The sequence below is a fragment of the Streptomyces sp. NBC_01707 genome (genome assembly GCF_041438805.1).
Taxonomy (GTDB): Bacteria; Actinomycetota; Actinomycetes; order Streptomycetales; family Streptomycetaceae; genus Streptomyces.
In genome coordinates, this window is record NZ_CP109191.1 from 248481 (window position 1) to 267634 (window position 19154).

The following is a 19154-nucleotide window of genomic DNA, read 5'->3' on the forward strand; positions in this document are numbered from 1 at the left end:
CATACCCCTCGCTAGGACGACGGTCCGCGTCCTCGGCTCCCACCAAACCACTGGCCACCACGGAGAGATCCTGCAAGGCGTCTTCGAGACCCCCCGCGGGCTACGACGTGGCCTGATCACCCTGCCCTGCCCGTTGTACATCTCCCGCGCCAACTTCGAGCCATCCTCTGCTACCGATACCGTCACTGTGGACGAACCCTGGCGGATGAAGGCCGCCCGCGCAGCAGAACTAGCCCTGCGCACCCTTGACGGCCCCTCCACCGGCGGCACGCTCCGGGTCAGCAGCAACATTCCGCCCGGTCGGGGCTTCGGCTCCTCCACCGCGGACGTCCTCGCTGCCATCGGAGCGGTCTACGACGCGGCCGGACGCATTCCGGATCCGAAGGAGAGCGCCGTCCTGGCCGTGGCCGCTGAGACCGCCTCGGACGCGCTGATGTACCCGGACCGAGCTGTTCTCTTCGCGCACCGAGCGGGTGAGGTAGTCGCGGACTTGGGTGGCGCACTGATGCCGCTGGCCGTACTCGGCTTCGGCACCAGCCAGGCCGGCGCCGGCCTCGCCACTCTCGAACTGCCCCCAGCCCGTTACACGGTCTGGGAGATAGAGGCCTTCCGCCCACTCCTGGGTATGGCCCGCCGCGCCATCCGGACCAGAGACCTCGACCTGCTCGGACGGGTGGCCACCGCCAGCGCCCGCCTTAACCAGAGACACCTGCCCGTGCCCGGATTCGAGGACCTACTTGGGATCGGTGAGGCGGTGGGCGCGGCCGGACTCCAGGTTGCACACAGCGGGGACGTCGCGGGCCTCGTATTCGACCCGTGCTTGCCCGATCTCGCCGTCCGCACCGACGACGCTCGTAAGCGGCTCGACGCACTGGGTGTCCGAGAGACCTGGTACTTCACCACCGGAGGATGAGAGGCACCCAATGTCTTCACCCACTCTGCCTGCGCCCAGTGACTCTATCGTCGAGGCGAGCGCCCTGCCCCGTCTGATCCGTCTGGGCCCCAACCTGTGTGGGGCCGCGTTCACCCTTATGAAGCTGCTGCCTGCCCGATTCATGCTCGATCGGGCCGAGCAGCGGGGGGACCTCCGTCCAGGGACTACCGTTCTTGAGACGTCCTCCGGCACCTTCGCACTCGGTCTCGCAATGGTATGCCGCCTGCGCGGCTACCCCCTGGTGATCGTCGGTGACCCGGCGATCGATCCAGCGCTCCGCCGCCGTCTGCTGGAATTGAACACTCGCGTGGAGATCTGCCACGAGCCGAGCCCGGAGGGAGGTTTCCAGCGGGCCCGGCTGGACCGGCTGGAGGAACTGCGCGCTGAGTACCCCAACCACTATGTGCCGGGCCAGTACCACAACCGTGACAATCCCAATGCCTACGCCGCCGTCGCCGAGCAACTCACCGAAACGCTCGGGCTCGTGGACTGTCTGGTCGGCCCGGTCGGCTCTGGCGGCTCCACCGGCGGTACCGCAGCTTTCCTCCGGTTGCTCCAACCCCAGTTGCATCTCATAGGCGTCGACACCTCGCCCAGCGCCATCTTCGGCCAGCCTGACGGGCCGCGCACCGTGCGCGGACTGGGCAACAGCCTCGTACCGCCGAACGTGCGGCACGCCGCATACGACGAGGTGCACTGGACGGGTCCCGCCGAGGTCTTTCAGGCAACTCGCGAGCTCCACGCTCAGCACGCCCTGTACATGGGCCCCACCAGTGGTGCCGCCTACCTTGTCGCCCGCTGGTACGCGGAGCGCCACCCCGATGCGCAGGTAGTGGCTTTGCTCCCGGACGAAGGACACCGCTACCAAGACACCGTCTACCAGGACGACTGGTTGGCTTCTCAAGGCTTTCTCGACAAGCCATATGCCAGTGAGCCGCGCAGTGTCACCCACCCTGGTGCGGCGCTCGGCGGCTGGGCCCGCATGGACTGGCGCCGCCGCACCCTGGAGGACGCTCTCCGAACTTCGCACTCATCGGACACTCCGCAATCGTCCAACGACCCTCGGTCATCCAATGAACCTGCCATCGAGGAGCCCCGATGAATCCGCCGACCTTGGTCCTGGTCGAGTCCAACACCTCAGGCACCGGGCGGCTGTTCGCCCAGCGTGCGCGGGAGATGGGCGTGCGGCCGGTGCTACTGGCCGAAGACCCCGGCCGATACGCCTACGCGCAAGCGGACGGCGTCGAAGTGGTCCGCGCGTGCACCTCTGCGCCCGCCGGCGTCCTCGATGCGATAGCCGCACTGCCCGACGGTTCACCCGCCGGTGTGACCACCAGCTCCGACTACTTCGTGCCGGTCGCGGCTTCCGTAGCCGCGGTGATGGGACTGCCAGGCCCTGAGCCGGATGCCGTTGCCCGCTGCCGTCACAAGGGCACTCAGCACGTCACGCTCGCTGCAGGCGGAGTGCCAGTTGCCGCGCACGCCCTCGTCACCTCCGTGGACATGGCGCTCGACACTGCCGAACGGGTCGGCCTTCCAGTGGTCTTGAAGCCTGCCGATGGCTCCGGCAGCACGGGTGTACGGCTGTGCGTCACCCGGGAGGAGGTCGTGGAGCATGCCTCCCGTCTGCTTGTGCGTACCCACAACGAGCGGGGTATGCCAACTGCGCCTGGATTCCTGGTCGAGGAGTACGTCGACGGGCCGGAGTTCTCTGTGGAAGTGTTCGGCTGCACTCCGGTTGCCGTGGTGGCCAAGCACCTCGGTGCCGCCCCGCATTTCGTGGAGATCGGACACGACGTGCCAGCCCCGCTGCCAGCCGCGCAGGCCGAAGCCCTGGCCACCACTGGTGTGATGGCAGTCAAGGCCCTCGGTCTCGGCTTCGGCGCCGCCCACGTCGAAATGCGCTACGGCATCAACGGCCCGGTTGTGATCGAGGTCAACCCACGGCTTGCCGGCGGCATGATCCCGGAACTGATCCGCTCCGCGCTGTCCGTTGACCTGGTGCGCGCCCAGGTCACTGCGGCTCTCGGCCGTCACGAGGAGCTGGAGCCCCGAACCGCCATGCACTCGTCGCTGCGATTCCTGGTTGTTGACCGCCCTGCGACGCTACAGGAGCCGAGAGCCCGCCATACGAATCCGGCACGGTATGTCTCCGAGGAGACTCTCACCGGCCGTCGTGACGAACGCCTCGTCCCGCACCACGACCATCGCGACCGGGTTGGACATGTCATAGCGACCGCATGCACCGCTGGGGAAGCAGCGCTTGCGGCGGCCACCGGGCTCGACCGCCTGCGCACGGCGCTTCGCCCTGTTTCCAAGGCGGCCGTATGACCGCCGCGAAGGGACGCCTGACCTCCGCCGTCGCCCCTGCCGCCGCCGAAATCCTCTTTGACCGGCACCTACGGCCTCCAGCCGACCCGGTCGCCGGCGAGCTCTGGCCCACCAGTGACGTCGATCGTGCCCACGTTGTCATGCTCACCGAACAGGGGATCGTTCGGCGGGGTACGGCCGCCCGGCTGCTCGCCGGCATCGATGCCCTGCGTGCCGCCGGCTTCGCCCCTCTGCGGGATCGCCCCGCCCCCCGCGGCCGCTACCTGGCCTACGAAAGCTACCTCGTGGAGACTCTCGGCGAGGAGACCGGCGGTGTCCTGCACAGCGGTAGGTCCCGAAACGATCTCAATGCCACCGTGCTCAGGCTTCAGCTGCGAGGGCCCTACGACCGCCTACGGGCGGAGACGGACGCCCTGGGGCGCGCTCTGACCGACCGAGCCCACCGGTCGCACAGGACAGTCATGCCCGCCTACACTCACCATCAGCCGGCAGTACCAGTCACCTACGGTCACTATCTCGCGGGTGTGGCCGCTGCTCTTGTACGCGACCTCGAGCAACTCGAACACGCAGGTCGGGAAATCGACGAGAACCCCCTGGGGGCGGGGGCCACAGGCGGGACCACATTGCCGGTCGACCCCCGACGCACGACAGAACTCCTGGGCTTCGCGGTGCCCTTGGCTAACTCCCTGCACGCCGTCGCGTCCCGTGACCTCGTGCTGCGGCTGCTGTCCGCCTGCTCCGTCCTCGGCGTGCTCCTCACCCGTGTCGCACACGACCTCCAGTCCTGGACAAGCGCCGAAAACCCGCTGCTCAGGCTGCCGGACGACCTGGTCGGGAGCAGTTCGATGATGCCGCAAAAGCGCAATCCGTTCCTGCTGGAGAACATCCAAGGCAAGGCCGCTGTGGCCCTCGGCGCGTTCACAGCCGCGACCACCGCCATGTCCACTGCCCGGTACACCAATGCCATAGCGGTCGGCACCGAAGCCGTTGGCCACATTTGGCCCGCCCTGGAGGCCACCACCGATGCCGTACTCCTGCTGCGGCTAGTCGTTACAGGAGCCGAACCCGACGCCGAGCTCATGCGTCGTCGCGCTGCCGAGGGGCTCACAGCCGCCACCGCGCTGGCCGAACGCCTAGTCGTCGCCGGAATACCATTCCGCACCGCCCACCACGAGGTAGGCGACATCAGCAGGGTCGCCTTGAATACCGGCAGACCGTTCGAGGAGGTCGCCGCTGAACGCCTGGCCGGGCGCGCGCCCAACGCGCTCACCGCCCTCGACCCGTCCTCCATCGTCTGCGCCGCCACGGCGGGCGGCGGCCCGGCACCGGCCTCTGTGCTCGCAGCCCTTCAGGACACCACCGACCGCCTTGACGCCAACCTCGCTAGCGCCGCCGTGCGCCAGGCACGCTGGGCGACCGCCGAAGAAACTCTGGCCGACGCAGTGTCGGCCGTGACCTACCGATCGTGAGGTTTCCCCGATGAGCCATATCGTCGAACTGCGCAGCGACACCTTCACCCTGCCCACGACTCGCATGCTGGAGGCGGCGGGCCGCGCCCGCCTAGGCGACGACGTATACGGCGAAGATCCGACCGTGGCCGACCTGGAGCAACTAGCCGCCAAGTTGCTCGGCAAGCCCGCCGCGTGCCTCATGCCCAGCGGCACGATGGCCAATCTCACCGCGCTGCTTACGCACAGCCCGCGCGGCGGCAAGGCGATCGTCGGCGCTGAGTCCGACATCTACGTGTACGAGGCAGGCGGCGCATCCGTGTTCGGCGGCATAGTCTACGAGCCGGTTCCGGCTGCAGCCGACGGAATTCTGCCGCTTAACGTTGTCGCCGAGGCCTGTGAGGTCGACGCCGACGACCCACAATTCGCGCTACCGGCCGTCCTGAGCGTCGAGACACCACACAACCGGCGCGGTGGTATCCCCCTGCCCCTCGACTATCTCGCTGAAGCAGCCGCCCTTGCCCGGCGGTACGGCATTGCCTTCCACCTGGACGGTGCCCGGATTTTCAACGCGGCGCTGGCGCTGGGCGTTTCGGCGGCGGACATCGCCGCCCACGCGGATACTGTGCAATTCTGCCTGTCCAAAGGGCTTTCCGCCCCCATTGGCTCGATTCTGGCCGGCGACGAGGTCTCGATCGGTACCGCCCGCCGCTACCGCAAGATGCTGGGTGGCGGCATGCGGCAGGCAGGACTGATTGCTGCCTGCGGGATCGTCGCGCTGACCGAAATGCTTGACCGGCTCGCCGATGACCACGCCCACGCAGCCCGGTTGGCGTCCGGCCTCGCCAGCGTGGACGGATTGCTGCTGGACCCCGAACCGCCGCACACCAATATGGTGTTCTTCAGCGTGGACACGGAGCGCACCGCGCACACTACTGCCTCCCTCCTTGCAGGTGCCGACGAACGGGGTGTGCGACTCGCGGAACTCGGCCGTGATCGCATTCGAGCCGTCACTCATTCAGGCGTTACCGCCGACGATGTCGACCGGGCCGTCGAGGTGCTGAAAGAGGTTCTGGCCGCTGCCCCACGAGCCGCCCGGTGAGTGGGCCAGGCGCGATCACCGGGTCCCGGCCATCCGGACTACTCCTTCACCGTGCGTTCCGGACGTTCTGGGCCGCGGATACGGTCAGTCAGTTCGGTACATATGTCGGGAACACCGTGCTTGCGCTGGTGGCTGCCACGACACTGGCGGCCACTCCGCTGGAGATGGGGCTGCTCGGTGCCGCCGAGACCGCGGGCTACCTGCTGATCGGACTGCCTGCCGGAGTGTGGGTCACGCAGGCGAAACAGCGCCGATTGATGCGCCGGGTAGGCATCGTCCGCGCTGTGCTGATGGGGACAATCCCAGTGGCCTGGTGGGCTGGGGGCCTGACAGTCCCCCAGCTGATAGTCGTGGCACTGCTGTGCGGGGTCTGTGCGGTCCTCTTCGACATCGCCTACCAGTCTCACCTCCCGGTGCTGATCGCGCGCGACCAACTCCTTGAAGGCAATGCGCGGCTCCAGTCCAGCCAATCCCTTGCACAGATCACTGGTCCGGGCCTGGGCGGCGCCCTCGTCCAACTCAGTGGCCCCGCCTTCCCGGTGGCCGGCACGGCTGTCGGACACCTGACGGCCGCGCTGCTACTGGGCCGGGTGCGTGGGGATGACCCGGCGCCGTCGTCCACCTGCGGACACCCGTCGCTACTTGCTGAAATCCGCGCCGGGCTGCAGTTCACCGCGCAGACGCGCACCCTGCGCGCGATCACCGCCTGCACGGCCACCGCGAATCTCTTTAGCGGCATATTCGGCGCCACCCAGGTGTACTTCCTGACGCGCTACCTAGGCCTGTCTGACTCCGCCGTCGGCACGACGCTCAGTGTGGCCGGGGTCGGTGGAGCCCTCGGCGCGATATCGGCGCACCGCGTCCTCCGGAGCGTTGGCCAAGCACGTGCCGTGTGGCTGGTGCCAGCGCTCACCTTCCCTTGGCTACTTCTTGTGCCTTTGGCCGGTCCACACCTGTCGATCGCCCCTGCCCTGGGCGGGCTTCTGATCACCGGGTACGGCTATGTCGTCTACAACGTTGCCCAGGTTAGCTACCGGCAAGGCGCCTGCCCTGAGGACATGTTGGCCCGGGTCAATGCCACCGTCCGGTTCTTGGGCTTTGGCGCCCTTACTGTCGGTGCGCTGGCTGGCGGCGCACTCGGGGAACTTCTTGGTGTACGTCCGACTCTATGGATCGGCGCAGTGGGCACCTGCCTTGCTGTCCTTTGGGTGGCGTGCTCTCCGCTGCGCCGCATGCGTGACTTTGAGGTTGATCGCCGGCGGTAAATACAGGATTCACGCGGCAAATGACAGCGTAGTCGACATGATCAGCCGCTGTTCGAACTCGATCGGTGTGAGGTAGTCGTGGGCGGAGCGCCGTCGGTGTGTCCGCACCACAGGGGGCACCTCACTTCCAGCTTCACCCCCGACCCAGGGCTCCGCCTACCTCCAGCTTCAACCGGTCACTGCGATGACCAGCAGCGGGTTCTCCCGCCAGCTCGATTCCTCAGCGCCTCGTGGCCCACACCCGGTGTCGTCGATGATGAGAATCCCGCGATCCTTGCCGAGGAGCAGGGGAGGCCGTTTGCTCCCAGCTGCGCTGCCCAGGACTTCGCGTCGCTGTGCGGAGCGCACGCCTTAGCGCCGTGCCACTCCGCCGTATCAGACCGCCGATGTACCGTGGATCTGCCGCCGCGAGGCGTTGTGGTGGATCGGGCCGACGGCCCCCGTAAGCGGCGTTCCTGTGCCGCCACGGCCTACCGCGACGATCTCCGCGGCTATGGACAGGGCGGTCTCCTCTGGGGTGCGAGCACCGAGGTCGAGACCGATCGGAGAGCGCAACCGGGCGAGCTCCCGCTCCGTTACACCCGCCTCCCTAAGTCGCTCCACACGGTCGAGGTGAGTGCGGCGAGAGCCCATCGCGCCCACGTACGCGGCGGGCAGTCGCAACGCCCGCCGCAGCAGCGGGACGTCGAACTTCGGGTCGTGGGTGAGCACGCACAGCACTGTACGGTTGTCCGTCGCGGCACGGTCCAGGTGGACGTGCGGCCATTCCACGACGATCTCGTCCGCTTCGGGGAAGCGGGCCCGGGTGGCGAACGCCGGACGGGCGTCGCACACCGTGACGCGGTAGCCGAGAAACTTCCCGATTCCGACGAGGGCGCCCGCGAAGTCGATCGCACCGAATACGAGCATCCGTGGCGGCGATTGCGCGGACTCCACTAGCAGGGTCATCGGGCCACCGCAACGGGCCCCCTCCTCGCCGATCTCCAGCAGACCGGTGCGGCCCGCATCCAGGAACGCCCGTGCCTCGTCCGTGACCGTACCGTCCAAACCAGGGCCGGCCCCTAGGCCCCCTGCCAGGACGCCGTCGGGCCCAACGAGCAGTGCCCGCCCCAGCCGCCGCTGCGGGCCGGACACGACCCGGGCCAGCGCGACCGCGCGGCCGGCCGCTACGGCAGAGAGTGCGGCGGCGACCACCGGGCGCACCGGATCGGCAGTTCGCACCGGTGCGACGAGGACCTCCACGGTGCCGCCGCAGGTCAGAGCATCCAGACCAGTATCGTCGGCGGGACCGAAACGCTGTAAGACGTTCTCCCGGTCGCGGAGAGCCTGCTGGCACAACTCGTATACCGCCGCCTCCACACATCCCCCGGAGACCGAACCAAGGGCCGCGCCGCTGGCGTCCACGGCGAGCGTAGCGCCGGGTCCGCGCGGGGTGCTGCCCTCGACCGCCGCCACCGTCGCCACCGCGAAGTCACGGCCCTGCTCGGCCCACCGGTGCAGTTCCTCGGCGATTTCCAACATCGTTCGGCCCTTCTCAACGGCGGCGGGGGGAGCGGCAGCATCGCACAACCGCGCGACGCTTCTTGTCCCTAGAGTGCAGTTTCTCCTCTTTCGCTCCTCGTGGTCCTTGGTGTCGTGCAGCTATGTGAGCGGACCATCGGGGTCCCACCGCCGCGCGGATCACGAAAATCGACGGCGAGGCCCCCGCCCGGGGGCCAGCAGAAGGAGCGTGAACAACATGATCCTGCCTCTGCCTCTCATGCCCGGAGCGCACCGCACCTCGCCCGAGGACCCCGACAGTGGATGGGGTGGTTGAGCGCCGGGCCCGTGGCAGGCCGTCCGGCAGCAGATGACGAGACCAGGGCGAGGTCGCTTCGGTCGGTTGCCGCACCGCGACGTCTGGCCGGAAGGCCCCAGAGAGGACAACGGACGCGACGTCACTGCCCGACGGCCGATTCGACCAGCTCCTGTCGGGCGTGGGGCGTTGCGTTGTCATTTGGCATCCGGCCGTGACCAGCTCGTGATGGTATGCCCGTGCAGCGCGGACCTTCTTACCCAGACCCTAGGTGTATTGATCACGAGCGCTTTGGTACTCACGGGTCTTGATGATGGCGAAGACCTTCGGCGTGGTGGAGCTATGTAGGACTGCACCACACGGAGGTCTTCGTGGCCCACCGAAATGCCCGGCTGACCGTCTTCGGGAGACGGTTTCTTGCCGAGTGTCCGCGCCAGCCGGCCGGTCGCCCACGTGGCAGCCGAGATGGGTCTCTCGCGGGCGACCGCTTACCAGGGATGTGTTGGTGGCGGACCGAGGGCGAGGTGGGTCTGCACGACCGCTTCAGCCAGTACCACCCCGCATCGCACAGCACCCGAGGTGGAAGCCGGTGTCTGCGATCTGCGGCAGGCTCGCAAGTGAGGCTGATCCCTTGGAGTGGACACCCTGACAATGGATCTCGATGGTCCAGGGAGGGATATCCAGGTGGGACATAAGTCTCCGTACCCTGAGGAGTCCAGGAGAGACGCTGTCGCGCTCTATCGCGTCGCGGCCGGGAAGCGGACGTATGCGTCGGCGGCTACTGATCTCGGAATCCCCGCGGAGTCGCTGCGGACGTGGGTGCGCAAGGACGAGGCTCAGGCCGCGCCCGAGGACCGCGATGGCGGCGTGAGCGCGGCGGAGCAGCTGGCCCGGCTGCGGGCGGAGAACACTCGGCTGCTGAAGGCCGAGCCGGAGTGGCAGCTGGAGCGCGAGATTCTGCGCCGGGCAATGGCCTATTTCGCGCCGGAGTGAAGTGAGCCCTCCGCCGCTGGGACGTCATCTCCGAGAACTGCGCCGACTTCGGCGTCATGCGGATCTGCCGGGTCCTGGGGGTATCCCGCGCTGCCTACTACCAGCACTGACCACAAAGCAGGCCCGCGCCGAGCGCCGGGCGGAGGAGAAGCGGACCGTGAGCGAGACCTTGTGCCATACATGCTGAACACCAGGGAGCATATGGGGCTCCGCGCGTCCATGCTGAGCTGCGTGCGAGAGGACAGAGGATCTACCGCAAGTGTGTCACCCGGCTGATGCGGATCAACCTCATCGTCGACCGTCACCTGCGGAGCAAGAAGCGGTCGACGATCGCGGACAGAACCGCGTTGCCCGTGCGGGACCTGGTGATGCGCGACTTCACCGCGGACAGGTTGAACACCAGGTGGTTCGGCGGCATCACTTACATAGCCGTCGGCGGGACGTGGCTGTATCTGGCGACGGTGATCGACGTCTTCGAGGCAGGCGGTGGGCTGATCGATCGTCGACCACACGCACACCTCACTGGTCTCAGACGCGATCGAGATGGCCGGCCGCGGAGGCCTGGTCCGCAGCGTCGTTTTCCACACCGACAGGGGTGCCTAATACAGCGCGGCCGCCTTCGCCGAGTTCTGCGACCGGCGCGGCATGGGCCGGACCGGCTCGAGCTCCGACAATGCCCTCGCCGAGTCATTGAGCCCTTTCCACTCTGCCGCCAGAGACTCTTGTCTGCGGGCCTGCTCTTGCTGTCGGATGTCCTCAAGGTGAACCCGTGAGCTTCCGCTCGTCATGTTTCGCGGCTGCGGCACTTTGCTGCGGCTGCGCTGTGGCGTTGATACTGCTCCCGCCCGAGCTCTCTCATCCCGAGGCCACGGAACAGACCGTCTACTAGGTCGTGGACTAGCAGGTCCGGGTAGGCCCGCGTCACCTCGTCCAAGGCGGTCTGGGCAAACCTGAGGATCGCAGCCAGGAGGTCGACGAACAGGCAGGACGCTGATCGCTGGTCGTAGGGAGACGACAGGATCACAGTGGAGGCGTCACAAAACAGACTGACTTGCTCCCCGTTGTCCGCCAGCTCAACACACCCCTGGCTCCTCAGGGTCAGCTGCTCCAAGCCGAAGCGCCAGGACATGATGAAGTCGACGATGGCGGCACGCTGAAACCGGAACTCGGTGTCACCGACCCTCAGGGTGACGTCGCCGAAGAAGCTCCGCTCTCGGATTCGCCACTCTGACACGTCACGCAGCGCCTGCCAACCGTCGCGGGACAGAACCTCGCCGGCGACACCCACGTCGCCCAACTGCCAGGTCACTATGACTTGGCCAACCACGGGTGTGCACTCGCCTCCTGGTTCTCCTCCGGCTGCCGAGGTCGGCCAAGCTCTTGATGACGAGAACCGCAGTGACCGACACCGACTTCCAGGAGCTTCGTGTGCTTGTGTATCCATCGGCGATCGATCTGTCCAGCTCCGGGTTACGCCTGCTGTCGCGTGAACTGGCGGCCCGGCGGCGCCGCATCGGCATCCGTGGCGGCGGTTGACCTGTCACCGCTAGGCTCTGCTTTCCCTGGCCCATCTACGGTGCGGTGACACCTACCCCCAGCTCGCCGCAGCCTTCAACATCGGAATCGCCACCGTCTACCGGTACATCACCGAGGCCGTGGAGGTCCTGGCCGCACTCGCACCCACCCTCGAGGAGGCTGTGACTGTCGCGACCACCAAGGCGTTCGTCATACTGGACGGCACCCTGGTGCCCATCGATCGCATCCCTGCCGACCGACCCTTCTACTCCGGGAAGCACAAGCGCCACGGCATGAACGTCCAGGTGCTTACTGACCCGTTCGGGAAGCTGATCTGGGCATCTCCGGCCCTTCCCGGCGCGGTGCACGACATCAAAGCCGCTCGTACCCATAACATCCCCGAGGCCCTGACCCAAGCGGGCGTTCCGTGCTGGGCGGACAAGACGTACCAGGGGGCCGGCCCGGCCATCCGAGTCCCCTACCGCGGCCACTGGGACAAACTCTCCACAGGGCAGAAGGCGGTCAACCGCGCTCACGCGAAGATTCGCGCGGTCGGCGAGCAGGCTATGGCCACCCTGAAGGCCTGGAAGCTGTTGCGCAAACTCCGCTGTAGCACCACCCGCATCACAGACATCGTCAAGGCAGTCCTCGCCCTACAGGTCGCCGCATGAGCGCGAGGTTGGAAAACCCTCATTCTTCCAGGGCACCAAGCGCGAATTGCTCTATGGAGGCGCAGCACCGCGAAGGCGCAGACTTGGCTGGAGCTGTTCCGCTGGCTGTCGTACTACGACCGGTGCCGTCGGCATTCCGCCCTCGGCTACCTCGCACCAGCCGAGTTCGAAAGACTGATCACGTCACATACACTGTCGCTCGTCGCGTGAAACCCGGTGTCCATTCCCGAGGATCAACCTCAGTAGCCGTCTTCCAGGAGCGCGTCGGCGTCGGGGAGATGCTGGAAGCAGACGGCGATGCCTGTGTTGCGTGAGGCGGTGGCGTCATACATCGGCGCCGGCCTTCGCGGCTTGCTTTCTCACCCAGCTTGAGCAGCATGGCGGCGGCCCTCAACACATTCTTGCCACGGCTCAGCCAATAAGATCAAGTGGCGAGTGGCACCCGTGCACCGCTGATGCGCGAGCCCCACCGATGAACATGGCCATCAAAGGTGGATCATGCCAGCCGCCGGCGACGACGCCTCGCAGCTGTCACACACCAACTTGTATGGCCGTAGACGGTTAGGTCAGTCTCTGACAGCCTGAGGACTGCGGCGCTGATCCGATCCCGGCACTGGCTCGGACGAGTCGGCGCCCACTGCCACGATGCGGTTGTCACCGTCCACGTGTACGACCCGTGGGTTGAGCGTCCGGGCCTCATCATCAGCTACCTGAGCGTAGCTGATGATGATCACTAGGTCACCCGGCCTAATGAGGTGCGCGGCAGCACCGTTTATCCCGATGACGCCGGAACCGCGCTCGCCTTCGATGACGTATGTTTCCAGCCGCGCGCCGTTGGTGATGTCAACAATGTGGACGAGCTCGCCGGGCAGTAGATCGGCGGTATCGAGCAGGTCCGCATCTATAGTTACCGATCCCACGTAGTGCAGGTCAGCTTGAGTCACGGTGGCGCGATGAATCTTTGACTTGAACATAGTTCGAAGCATGGAAAATCCCCAACCAGTCTGCTTCTTACCTGGTTTGTGCAGGACAAGTGCCAGCAGAGTACAGCGATTCATGTTCCGATCGGCCGCCCCGATCCGTTCCAAACAGACGCACTGCTCCGCAACCAGTTCTGGGTGATGCCGGTACGCCATCCGGCCTGCATGCGATGAGTGGTGAGAGCAAAGACGAGAGGAGCCTGAGGTTGTTTGGTTCGGGGTTCGGGTGTCGTGCCAGTCGCGGTTGATTCTCAGGTCAGGCGTCGGCATACGATGCCGATCATTGCGACGTGGGTTATGGCTTCGGGCTTCGGCCCCCGCGCTGGCCTGCCTACGGCGGGCACCACCCTGCCGGTCATGGCGCCTTCCCTCACAGTGTGGCTACCACTGAGGTTCGAGCTCATCGAACACCCCGCCGAGATGTTGGCGACTCACGCCGCAGAACGCAGTAGTCGCAGACGGCCTCCTCGGGCTCGGACTCTTCCGCCCTGCTGTCAGGCGGGTGTGGAGCTTCTCCCAGACCATCACGATCGGGCCGACGAACTGGATGTTGGCCCGGGCGAGCATGTCGCAGTAGTCCTTCCAGGAGACACTCTTCTGGGCGCTCTTCAGCAGCAGGTGCCCGCGAGGCCGGTAGATCAGCGGACTCCTCTCGCCTGGCGGTGGTAGCACAGGGCCGCTACGGAGCTCCGCCGACGGGATCTGCCCCTCTCACTCGAATGACAGGGGCGTTTCCGCGCCGGCCCCAGGCCCCACACTCCGTCGCGAGCCCTTGGCCTGCGTAACGCCGCCGCGTGTTCGTCGCATTGAGGGCCCTGCGGGCGGGGCCTGCCAGGACCAGCCGTGCCGCTTCAGCAACCGCCACACCGTCGCCACCGACAGACTCAGCCGGAACCGGCGACGGACGACGGATCACACTCTGGACTCGGGCCAGCTTCCACCGCTCATCCTCGAAGTGATGCGCGACAGTGCCCTTGCCCAGCTCCTCCTCAAGCACGGCGAAACTGGGCCTCGGTGACGATCGGGGAGTTCGCCGAACCGGCAGGGTGCAATGCCTCCGCCGTGCCCTCCTCCCCGCCCTCGTTCCGCCCGGGTGCGCTCCAGGTTCCCCATCGAGGTGGCGCAGGCCCCCCGATGGAATCCGGACGGGGCTCGCCCCGGTACGGCACCGGCCTAGCGTGGCGGTGTCAATGCGACGCGGGATGCCGGGCGCGGGCAGTGGCCCGTACAGACCGGGACGAGCGGCGCGTCGCGCGCAGCGGACGCGCCACAGGCGAGGTGGGAGATGGGACGGGATGGCGGGCATCGCGGGATGGATCGACGGCGACCGTGATCTGACGGAGCAACACGTAGCGGTGGCCCGGATGGCGTCCGGACTCGTCGTGCGCGCCCGGCACGATGGCACCGACTGGACGGGACGGCGCGCCGCGCTCGTGCAGCGCACGGACCGGGCCTGGCGGGGGCCGACCGGGCCGGCCGCGGTCCAGGAAAACAGCCGCACGGTCGCCGTCGCGGTGTGCGACGGATACCTGCGTAACGCCGACAATCTGTGGAACGCGCTGGGTGGCGCCACCGGTCCGGGCTGCCCGCCGCCCTCGGCGTCCGAGGTGATCGTGCGCGCCTACCTGCGCTGGGGGAGTGAGCTGGCCGAGCGGCTGGAGGGACTGTATGCCTTCGCTGTCTGGGACGAACGCTCCGGCGAACTTCTGCTCGGTCGCGACCGGATCGGCATCAAGCCGCTCAGCTACACCGTGACGGATGGCGGCGTCCTGTTCGCGTCGGACGTCGCCGTGCTGGCCGCGCATCCCTTGGTCACCCCGGAGGCGGACGCCGGCGCCTTGTGCGCCCTGCTCACCCTGATGCGCGAGGACAGCCGGGGCGCGCTGCGCGGTATCCGCGAAGTGCCTCCGGCCACGGTCCTGCGGTTCACCGGGCATACCGTTCGTGCCCACCGGTACTGGAGGCTGGAGGCGCACGAGCATGTGCTCGACGCGGAGGCGACAACGAGGGAGGCCGACCATCTGCTGCGCGCCTCCGTGGCTGCCGACATCGCTGGGCATGAACCGGCCGTACTCCTCTCAGGCGGCCTGGACTCCAGCGTGCTCGCGGGACTGGTCGCCACCGGCACTCAGCGCGCGCCCGTCACTGCCACAGTGGCCTTCGCCCGGTCTGCGTCCCGGATACCCGACCGCCCCTTTATCGAGGATGTTGTCCGCTTCTGGGACTGCGACCACGAGGATGTCCTCGTCGACGTTGACCAGGTTTGCGACCCGGTCACGTTGTCTGAGGTGCTCGCCGCCAAGGACTATCCCACTCCTTGGGGCGACAAGAACGTCACCCCGTACATGCTGAGTCGGTCTCTGTCGGCGCGCGCCTCTGTCGGCCTATCGGGGGAGGCGGCGGACACCATGTTCGGCGGCCTCTACGGCGACCTGGACGGCGTACCCGAACTGACCACCTTTCCCTGGCTGGAGCAGGCCCGCCGGTTCGGCGTTGCACACGGCATCGGCACCGGACTGTTCGACCCTGACCTATTGCGCGTCCTGGACCTCGACGGATACCTGGAGCGCGTCTTTCAGGAGTCGGTTGCGCAGGTGCCCGTGCTACCGGGCGACTCACCGGGCCGCCGCACGGTACGGCAGATCGACTACCTGACAGTGACCCGGCTGCTCGAACAGACCATGCTGCATACCGAACGCCTTGGCGCGGCAGCCGGGATACAGATGCGCTTCCCCTTCGCTGACCCCGCGCTCTACTCGTTCATGTACAACGTGCCGGTCTCCATGAAGTTCACCGGGGGCCGCACCAAGAGCATTCTGCGTGACCTAGCGGCGGGCCTTGTTCCCCACTCGGTGCTAGAGCGTAAGAAATCCACTTTCCCTGCCCTTTACGACCCCCGCTACAAGGCGTCCGTCGTGTCCCGGCTGCGGGACCTGCTTGACGACTCGTCGGCACCCGTGCACGCCGTGACGGACCTGGGCGCCGCCGCTCGCGTCGTCGCCGACCCGGCACTGCTGGACCGGGGCGGCTGGTTCGGCCGTGCCGACGTCGAGATGCTCTTCCAGGTCGACGCGTGGTTGCGCCGCCACCAGGTACGGCTGCGGATCTGAACAGATCCACTTCCACCCGCGCCCCGGCCGCACCGGGGAACGCACCAAGACGAGACCACCACGCGCACAGCCCGGGAGAGGACTCCATGACCAGCACCCCGCACAGCGTGCCCCTTTCAGTGGGGCAAGAGGCCATGAAGGTGGCCTGGCAACTCGATCCGCATGCCTGGACCAACATCATCCCGTTCCCGCTCGCCGTGCGTGGCACGCTCGACCTCGGCCGGCTGTCCGTCGCCGTCGGCGCCCTGGCCGCTGCCTTTCCCCATCTCCGTGGCCGGGTCACCGCCGACCCCGGAGGTAACCGCCTTGATTGGTCCGACGCCCCGCCGATCCCGCTCACTGAGATCACGACCGAGCTGGGCCGCGAGGAGGCAGTGCGGCACGCCTGGCAGGTGCCGTTCGACCTGCACACCGGCCCCCTGGCGCGAGTGCAGGTCATCACTGGCCCTGACTGGCAGGTGCTGCTGCTGTGCGTGCACCATCTCGTGAGCGATGGCGCGTCCATGCTGCTCCTGCTGGAGGCACTGCGCCAGGCCTACACCGGCGAGCCCGTCACCGTTCCGCACGACCCGTACGCACTGGAGGCCCACGCCTTGCGCTCTGCGCGGCTGTCGCAGACCGCGGACGGCGAGCGGCACCGGGCTTACTGGACGGCCGAACTCGGCACCGATGTACCCGATCTCCGGCTTCCCGCCGCCCCTGAAACGCCGCCTCGATACAGCATGGTGAGCGACCTACTGCCTGCCGACCTGGTCGCCGGGCTGCGCGCCCGTGCCGCGGCTTGCGGAGTTTCGTACGTCACCGCCCTGATGGCGGGCTACTACGCCCTGCTGCGGCGGCACAGCGGCGCGTCGGATGTCTTGTCATTCGTTCCCTTCCACGGCCGGACGTTGGAAGAGGCCCAGCAGCAGGTGGGGTACTTCGTCAACCTGCTACCCGTACGGGCCCGCATGGGTAGGTCGGACACCTACGTCGATCTCATGCGACAGCTACGCGGCCGGGTCAAGAGCGCGCTCACCCATGGCGATCTCCCGCAGCCGACGATCATGCGGTGTGCGGGCATGGTCGGACCGCAGGCTCGAGAGTTGACGCACCGCAGCCTGTTCCAGTATTGGCACGCGGGCCTGCGCGACGGGCTTGACGTGATGGATCTGCGGCTGACCGTGCCCGGGTCACAGGCCGTCTTGAGCCTGCTTGATATCGAGAGTACCGCGGGCTTCACCCTGGCTGTGATGGTCCGTCAGGACAGTGCGGGAACCCACGTGCTGTGGAAGGACCCGGCCGGAGCACTGGGCGAATCCGTTCTCGCGACGCTGGCCGCCGACTACCACGAGGTGCTCTGGACGATCGCCGACGACCCCGACACCCCTCTCATCGAGACAGTCGGGACGCCCGACGTCCTCACGGCGGCCACCAACCCCGCGGCTGCGGGCACCACCGTCAACGCTGCCGCCCTGGCCGCGATGACCGAGGTGTGGGAGGACATCCTGGGAATCGACGGTATCGACCCAAAGGACAGCTTCTTCGAACTCGGAGGGCATTCGCTCCTTGCCGAGAGCCTCGTCATCGACGTCTCGCGCCGGTTCGGCCACGAGGTGGAGCTGCGCGCCCTGTTCACCTGGCCGCGCCTGGTGGAGTTCACCGAGCACGTCGTGGGACTGCTGGCGTGACGCCTGGGACCGCGCCCTCGGACATCCGACACCACCCGGTCCTGCGGGCCCTGTTCGCCGCCGAGTTCGTGTCGGTGCTCGGCAGCTCCCTGACCATTGTCGCTATTCCGTGGCTCATACTCACTGAGACCGGATCGGCCCGTGCCATGGGCGTGGTGATGGCGGCCCAGATGGCCGGGTCCGCCCTGCTCGGCACGTTGGGTGCCTCGTGGGCCGGACGCGCCGGGCCCCGCCGCACGATGCTGCTGGGTGACGCCTGCCGCGGCGTGCTGATCGCACTCGTCCCGCTGTTCACAGCCGCCGGTCCCCTTGCGGTGCCCCTCACCGCGGTCGCGATGTTCGTCATTGGCGGTCTCATCGCCCCCTATGCCGCCGCTCAGCAGGCGATGCTCCCCGGTATCGTCGGAGAGGAAGAGAGGCTGCTGAGCCGCGCCACCGCGGCCTTGCAGGGCACGATGCGGCTCAGCATGATGCTCGGCCCGCCCCTGGCAGGAGCGTTGGTCGGCCTGCTCGGCGCGACCCCAGTGGTCCTGGTGGACGCCGCGAGCTTTGCGGTGTCTCTCGTGCTGCTGCACCGCTGTCTGCCGAAAGAGGCCGCGACCGTGCCGCCGGCACGGCCGTCGCGCTTTGGTTCGGCGGGCGTGCGCACCTTGCTGGCCGACCCGCTGACGGCAACCTGGTCCCTGGCGCTGGTCTGCTCAGAGTTTGCCTGGCAGGGCCTGTTCGCGGCGATCCCCGTGGTGGCGCTGGAGTTCGGGGGCCGCGGAGCGACGGTGGCCGGCGTGCTGTCTGGTTCGTTCGCTGCCGCAGCCCTAACAGGGACCCTTCTGGTCGGACCTCTGCTGCGGCGGCTGCCCGCAGCGGTGCTCGCGGTGGGCGGGCGGCTGCTGCTCGCGCTGTCCTTCTTCGCGCTGCTGCTGCCGCTCGGCGTGACCGCCGTGCTGTGCTGTTTGGTGGTTGCCGGTCTCCTCAACGGCATATCAAGCGCACCGGTCTCGGCGGTGCGGGCGCTGCGCCTGCCGGCCAGCCTGCGCTCCGAAGCGCTTACCGTAGCCACAGCCGTCGCCCTGGCTGGCGGGACCTGCGGTCTGATCTTCAGCAGCTCCTCGATCCAGGCGACCGGCGCGCGGACCGTGTTCCTCGCTCTCGCCCTGGCCCAGGCCACGGCTGCCGTGCTGCACGTCGTCGGCCTGCTGGCCGCCCGCCGCCCGGTCGTCGTCCTGCGACAGGACACCGCCGGTTAGCCGTGATATCGGCCCGTACCGAGACGTCGTCACGCGACCTGAAACGGTGCACACCGGAACGGGCCCGTTTGCGACCGGCCCCGCCACCCGAGCGGG

At 67.6% G+C, this 19154-nt stretch carries 12 protein-coding genes and 5 pseudogenes; 13 read left to right on the plus strand and 4 right to left on the minus strand.

From position 1 onward, the window contains the following. The first annotated feature begins 187 nt into the window (after window positions 1-187). The 6 genes from OG963_RS43980 to OG963_RS44005 are packed head-to-tail and all read left to right on the plus strand — an operon-like array spanning window position 188 to window position 7080. On the plus strand, window positions 188-913 hold the full coding sequence (locus OG963_RS43980; RefSeq protein ID WP_371800412.1) for a kinase: 726 nt from the start codon (window positions 188-190) through the stop codon (window positions 911-913). Window positions 914-923: 10 nt separating this feature from the next. Beyond that, the gene (locus tag OG963_RS43985; RefSeq protein WP_331750246.1) at window positions 924-2036 is read left to right on the plus strand and encodes a pyridoxal-phosphate dependent enzyme; all 1113 of its coding nucleotides are present in this window, start codon (window positions 924-926) and stop codon (window positions 2034-2036) included. 11 nt (window positions 2037-2047) lie between these two features. Further along, the gene (locus OG963_RS43990) at window positions 2048-3265 is read left to right on the plus strand and encodes an ATP-grasp domain-containing protein (protein ID WP_371800413.1); all 1218 of its coding nucleotides are present in this window, start codon (window positions 2048-2050) and stop codon (window positions 3263-3265) included. Then, window positions 3262-4734, plus strand: a complete 1473-nt coding sequence (gene argH, locus OG963_RS43995) for an argininosuccinate lyase (RefSeq protein WP_331750250.1) — start codon at window positions 3262-3264, stop codon at window positions 4732-4734. Before OG963_RS43990 ends, argH begins: the two co-directional genes overlap by 4 nt. A gap of 10 nt (window positions 4735-4744) precedes the next feature. Then, window positions 4745-5815, plus strand: a complete 1071-nt coding sequence (locus OG963_RS44000; RefSeq protein WP_331750252.1) for a GntG family PLP-dependent aldolase — start codon at window positions 4745-4747, stop codon at window positions 5813-5815. Next, a complete protein-coding gene (locus tag OG963_RS44005) occupies window positions 5812-7080 on the plus strand; it encodes an MFS transporter (RefSeq protein ID WP_331750254.1) in 1269 nt (422 codons plus the stop codon). Before OG963_RS44000 ends, OG963_RS44005 begins: the two co-directional genes overlap by 4 nt. 375 nt (window positions 7081-7455) lie before the next feature. Here the strand turns inward: OG963_RS44005 and OG963_RS44010 are convergent, their stop codons facing one another. Continuing rightward, the gene (locus OG963_RS44010; protein ID WP_331750257.1) at window positions 7456-8601 is read right to left on the minus strand and encodes an XdhC/CoxI family protein; all 1146 of its coding nucleotides are present in this window, start codon (window positions 8599-8601) and stop codon (window positions 7456-7458) included. A 645-nt stretch (window positions 8602-9246) separates the two neighbouring features. Here OG963_RS44010 and OG963_RS44015 point away from each other — a divergent pair. Next, window positions 9247-9493 (plus strand): annotated as a pseudogene (locus tag OG963_RS44015) (helix-turn-helix domain-containing protein); the annotation flags it as partial. A 66-nt stretch (window positions 9494-9559) separates the two neighbouring features. Next, a pseudogene (locus tag OG963_RS44020) lies at window positions 9560-10558 on the plus strand (IS3 family transposase); the annotation flags it as partial. A gap of 94 nt (window positions 10559-10652) precedes the next feature. On the opposite strand, the gene OG963_RS44025 reads toward OG963_RS44020, so the two are convergent. After that, entirely contained in the window at window positions 10653-11195 is a 543-nt protein-coding gene (locus OG963_RS44025; protein WP_371800414.1) for a hypothetical protein, read from the minus strand. A 101-nt stretch (window positions 11196-11296) separates the two neighbouring features. Between OG963_RS44025 and OG963_RS44030 the strand changes: the two are divergent. Then, window positions 11297-12054, plus strand: a pseudogene (locus tag OG963_RS44030) (transposase family protein). A gap of 19 nt (window positions 12055-12073) precedes the next feature. After that, window positions 12074-12264, plus strand: a pseudogene (locus OG963_RS44035) (integrase core domain-containing protein); the annotation flags it as partial. A 356-nt stretch (window positions 12265-12620) separates the two neighbouring features. Here OG963_RS44035 and panD read toward each other — a convergent pair. Together panD and OG963_RS44045 are read right to left on the minus strand one after the other, a co-directional pair. Then, complete coding sequence (gene panD, locus OG963_RS44040) at window positions 12621-13040, minus strand: aspartate 1-decarboxylase (RefSeq protein WP_331750328.1); 420 nt, start codon at window positions 13038-13040, stop codon at window positions 12621-12623. A gap of 705 nt (window positions 13041-13745) precedes the next feature. Then, window positions 13746-13931: pseudogene (locus tag OG963_RS44045) on the minus strand (winged helix-turn-helix domain-containing protein); the annotation flags it as partial. Between the two features lie 398 nt (window positions 13932-14329). Between OG963_RS44045 and OG963_RS44050 the strand changes: the two are divergent. The 3 genes from OG963_RS44050 to OG963_RS44060 all read left to right on the plus strand — a co-directional run bounded on the left by OG963_RS44050 (window position 14330) and on the right by OG963_RS44060 (window position 19058). After that, window positions 14330-16144 carry an asparagine synthase-related protein gene (locus OG963_RS44050; RefSeq protein WP_331750261.1) on the plus strand — a complete coding sequence of 605 codons (1815 nt, stop codon included), beginning with the start codon at window positions 14330-14332 and terminating at the stop codon, window positions 16142-16144. Window positions 16145-16230: 86 nt separating this feature from the next. Beyond that, window positions 16231-17814: a condensation domain-containing protein gene (locus OG963_RS44055; protein WP_331750263.1), complete on the plus strand. Its 1584-nt coding sequence runs from the start codon at window positions 16231-16233 to the stop codon at window positions 17812-17814. After that, window positions 17811-19058: an MFS transporter gene (locus OG963_RS44060; protein ID WP_331750265.1), complete on the plus strand. Its 1248-nt coding sequence runs from the start codon at window positions 17811-17813 to the stop codon at window positions 19056-19058. Before OG963_RS44055 ends, OG963_RS44060 begins: the two co-directional genes overlap by 4 nt. Window positions 19059-19154: the final 96 nt, after the last annotated feature.